The sequence below is a fragment of the Pseudomonas sp. NPDC087817 genome, from assembly GCF_044742875.1.
Taxonomy (GTDB): Bacteria; Pseudomonadota; Gammaproteobacteria; order Pseudomonadales; family Pseudomonadaceae; genus Aquipseudomonas.
This window is the reverse complement of the sequence record NZ_JBIUVJ010000029.1, coordinates 1-4,098: the sequence shown is the minus strand read 5'-3', so window position 1 is coordinate 4,098 and position 4,098 is coordinate 1. Positions and strand designations below refer to the sequence as shown.

Annotated in this window: 3 protein-coding genes; 2 read left to right on the top strand and 1 reads right to left on the bottom strand. The window is 57.5% G+C overall.

From position 1 onward, the window contains the following. Positions 1–425 precede the first annotated feature (425 nt). Positions 426–1,325, bottom strand: coding sequence for a LysR family transcriptional regulator (locus ACIONG_RS18270; RefSeq protein ID WP_401301689.1), 900 nt, complete (start codon positions 1,323–1,325; stop codon positions 426–428). 158 nt (positions 1,326–1,483) lie between these two features. On the opposite strand from ACIONG_RS18270, the gene ACIONG_RS18265 reads away from it, so the two are divergent. After that, a complete protein-coding gene (locus tag ACIONG_RS18265) occupies positions 1,484–2,665 on the top strand; it encodes an acyl-CoA dehydrogenase (RefSeq protein ID WP_007953903.1) in 1,182 nt (393 codons plus the stop codon). A gap of 13 nt (positions 2,666–2,678) precedes the next feature. Continuing rightward, complete coding sequence (locus ACIONG_RS18260) at positions 2,679–3,899, top strand: CaiB/BaiF CoA transferase family protein (RefSeq protein WP_401301687.1); 1,221 nt, start codon at positions 2,679–2,681, stop codon at positions 3,897–3,899. Positions 3,900–4,098 lie beyond the last annotated feature (199 nt).

Here is a 4,098-nt window from a genome sequence, read left to right as displayed (position 1 = left end):
CCTGCGTGATCTTATTGAGTAAACCCAGGCACTGCGGATGGTGCGACTGGGGCGGCCGATCAGCACGATCCCGCCAAATCGGGGCGGGGCGCGGCATTTTGCAGGCGAACTTTATGCCCTTCAAGGGATTATGACGGGTGACGGAAAATTAACTACAAGTCATCCCGTGACCGAATGTCGCAGATGGCCAGCTGAATCCCTTGCAGGCCGTGCCTTGTAAGGATTCTGGCTGAATTTGAAAAATTTTCTCATCGGCGGCGTGAATAGGCCGTAATGAGTCGTGCATGGAGGCTCAAAGCCACGTCCGCAGGCGCTTGTGGGACGTCTGTACGACTTTCGGATACAGTCTGCGATTTTGCGACAAATAATTATATCTGTAGGGCTTTGGGTTTCCTGACTACCGGGTTAGTAATCGTTGAAAGCCTCTATTCCTCTAGGCTGTAGCTGTTTGCCTGATTTACCAACCAGTCGCGAAAAGCCTTGAGCGACGCCGATTCGACTTTCCGCTCCGGAATCATCAGGTAATACGCCTTGATACTGGAGAGCGCATTCGGGTTGGCGATCACCAGGCGTTTCTCAGTCAGTTCGCGCTGAATCAGGAACGGTGGAATTAGCGCGATACCCATGTCGTGCATGGCTGCCTGGGCCAGCATGGAGAATAGCTCGTAGCGTGGACCTGTCATGTCGCGGGGGATGTTCAGGTGCTGAGAGTTGAACCATTGGCGCCAGGCGTAGGGGCGGGTGGTCTGTTGCAGTAGCGGCAACTCGGCAATCTCGTCGGGTGTCAGATGCGTCCTGCTGCCGAGTAGGGCGGGGCTGCACACTGGCATCGGATTTTCGCCCATCAGCCTGTGAGATTCGGTACCCGACCAATCGGCATCGCCGAAGTAGATCGCTGCGTCGAATTCGGTATCGGCAAACAGAAAGGGGCGGGTGCGGTTGGTCAGGTTGACCGTGACTTCCGGATGCTTGAGTTGAAAATCCTTGAGACGCGGCAGCAGCCATTGGGTGCCGAAGGTCGGCACGACCGCCAGTTCGATCACATTGGTGCCTTGCTGGCCCATCACTGAGAGGGTGTCGCGTTCGACTGCATCAAGTTGCGTGGCGACGCGGCGGCTGTAGGAAAGTCCTGCTTCGGTCAGCTTCACGCCTCGCCGCGAGCGTCGGAACAGCTCCACGCTCAGGAAGTCCTCCAGGCTGGCGATCTGTCGGCAAATGGCGCCTTGGGTGAGGGAAAGTTCTTCGGCGGCCTTGGTAAAGCTTTCGTGGCGAGCGGCAGCTTCGAAGCTGATCAGGGCGGTGGTGCTGGGGATCTTCCTGCGCATGTACGTCAACCTCACTAATGAGCCGCATAAAAGGCATCTCGCGACGTTTCGGAGTGAGAAATTAGCACAACAGAATGCGAAATCCTCGTTTGCCGCGACGGCGAACCGCGCCTAGGATCAATGCCACGTTAATTCACCCGATTTGCGAGGACACACTCATGGGCGGTAAAGCTAGCTTCAACTGGATCGATCCCCTGCTGCTGGATCAACAGCTCACCGAAGAAGAGCGCATGATCCGCGACACCGCCGAGCAGTTCGCTCAACAGAGCCTCGCGCCGCGTGTTCTCGAAGCTTTCCGTCATGAGAAAACTGACCCGGCGATCTTCCGCGAAATGGGCGAAGTCGGCCTGTTGGGCGCTACCATCCCGGAACAGTATGGTGGCAGCGGCCTCAACTATGTCAGCTACGGTCTGATCGCTCGTGAAGTCGAGCGCGTCGACTCCGGCTACCGCTCGATGATGAGCGTGCAGTCTTCGTTGGTGATGGTGCCGATCAATGAGTTCGGCACCGAAGCGCAGAAACAGAAATACCTGCCGAAACTGGCATCCGGCGAATGGATCGGCTGCTTCGGTCTGACCGAGCCTAACCACGGTTCCGATCCAGGCGCGATGATTACTCGTGCGCGCAAAGTCGACGGCGGCTACAGCCTGACCGGCGCGAAGATGTGGATCACCAACAGTCCGATCGCCGATGTATTCGTGGTCTGGGCCAAAGACGATGCCGGCGATATCCGTGGCTTCGTGCTGGAGAAAGGCTGGAAAGGCCTGAGTGCTCCGGCGATTCACGGCAAGGTCGGCCTGCGTGCATCGATCACCGGTGAAATCGTCATGGACAACGTGTTTGTGCCGGAAGAGAACATCTTCCCGGACGTGCGCGGTCTGAAAGGCCCGTTCACCTGCCTCAACTCCGCACGCTACGGTATCTCTTGGGGCGCACTGGGCGCCGCCGAGTTCTGCTGGCACACCGCTCGCCAATACACCCTGGATCGTCAGCAGTTCGGTCGCCCATTGGCCGCTACTCAGCTGATTCAGAAGAAGCTGGCCGACATGCAGACCGAGATCACTCTGGCCCTGCAAGGCTGCCTGCGTCTGGGTCGTATGAAGGATGAAGGCACCGCTGCGGTAGAAATCACTTCGATCATGAAGCGCAACTCGTGCGGCAAGTCGCTGGATATTGCTCGTATGGCCCGCGACATGCTGGGCGGCAATGGTATCTCCGATGAATTCGGCGTGGCCCGTCATCTGGTTAACCTGGAAGTGGTGAATACCTATGAAGGTACTCATGACGTTCACGCGCTGATCCTCGGGCGTGCGCAAACCGGTCTGCAGGCGTTCTATTAATAGGAGAGCGACCATGGGCGCGCTGTCGCATCTGCGGGTACTGGATTTATCGCGAGTGTTGGCCGGGCCATGGGCCGGGCAGATCCTCGCCGACCTTGGCGCCGAGGTGATCAAGGTCGAGCGCCCGGGCAATGGCGACGACACGCGCGCCTGGGGGCCGCCCTTCCTTAAAGACGCGTTTGGCGAGAATACGTCGGAGGCGGCTTACTACCTGTCGGCCAACCGCAACAAGCAATCGGTGACCATCGACTTCACCCGCCCTGAAGGGCAGAAGCTGGTGCGGGAGCTTGCGGCCAAGTCGGACATTCTGATCGAGAACTTCAAGGTCGGTGGGCTCGCCGCTTATGGCCTGGATTATGAGTCACTGAAGACGATCAATCCGGATCTGATCTATTGCTCGATTACAGGGTTCGGCCAGACCGGGCCGTATGCCAAACGTGCGGGTTATGACTTCATGATCCAGGGGCTGGGCGGGTTGATGAGTCTGACCGGCCGGCCTGAGGGTGATGAGGGTGCCGGGCCTGTAAAGGTGGGTGTGGCGCTGACGGATATTCTCACCGGTCTGTATTCGACGGTGGCGATACTGGCGGCACTGGCTCATCGCGATCATGACGGTGGTGGTCAGCATATCGACATGGCGTTGCTGGATGTACAGGTGGCCTGCCTGGCTAATCAGGCGATGAACTACCTGACTACCGGCAATGCACCCAAGCGTTTGGGCAATGCGCATCCGAACATCGTGCCTTATCAGGACTTTCCTACGGCGGATGGGGATTTCATCCTTACCGTGGGTAACGATAGTCAGTTCCGCAAGTTCGCAGAAGTGGCGGGGCAGCCGCAGTGGGCTGACGATCCGCGTTTTGTGACTAATAAGTTGCGGGTAGCGAACCGGGCGGTGTTGATACCGCTGATTCGTCAGGCGACGGTTTTCAAAACTACTGCTGAGTGGGTGGCTCAATTGGAGCAGGCGGGAGTGCCTTGTGGGCCGATCAATGATCTTTCCCAGGTGTTTGAGGATCCGCAGGTGAAGGCGCGCGGGCTGGCGATCGAGTTGCCCCATGCGCTGGCGGGGATGGTGCCTCAGGTGGCGAGTCCTATTCGGATGTCGCAGACGCCGGTCGAATATCGCCGCGCTCCTCCTTTATTGGGTGAGCATACGCTGGAGGTTTTGCAGCGCGTGCTGGGTTTGGGCGCCGGTACAGTGGCAGCGTTGAAAGCGGAAGGGGTGCTCTGACTTCTCCTTCTATATAGAAGAAGCGTATTTCCTTCCTTATATAGAGCCCTTTTGGATGTTTTTTAATCGATCTGCAAGTTATTGAAAGAAAAGCGAAATTAACGGTTGACGGCAGATTCCAGAGGTCTATAATTCGCCCCACTTCCGGCGCAGTCGAAACGGAAAACTCCTTGAGATTCAATGAGTTATACGGTTTTCG

Excerpts from the sequence above, each read along its gene's own strand:
- ACIONG_RS18265 (WP_007953903.1), top strand. The coding sequence starts at position 1,484 with ATGGGCGGTAAAGCTAGCTTCAACTGGATCGATCCCCTGCTGCTGGAT.
- ACIONG_RS18260 (WP_401301687.1), top strand. The coding sequence starts at position 2,679 with ATGGGCGCGCTGTCGCATCTGCGGGTACTGGATTTATCGCGAGTGTTG.
- ACIONG_RS18270 (WP_401301689.1), bottom strand. The coding sequence starts at position 1,325 with ATGCGCAGGAAGATCCCCAGCACCACCGCCCTGATCAGCTTCGAAGCT.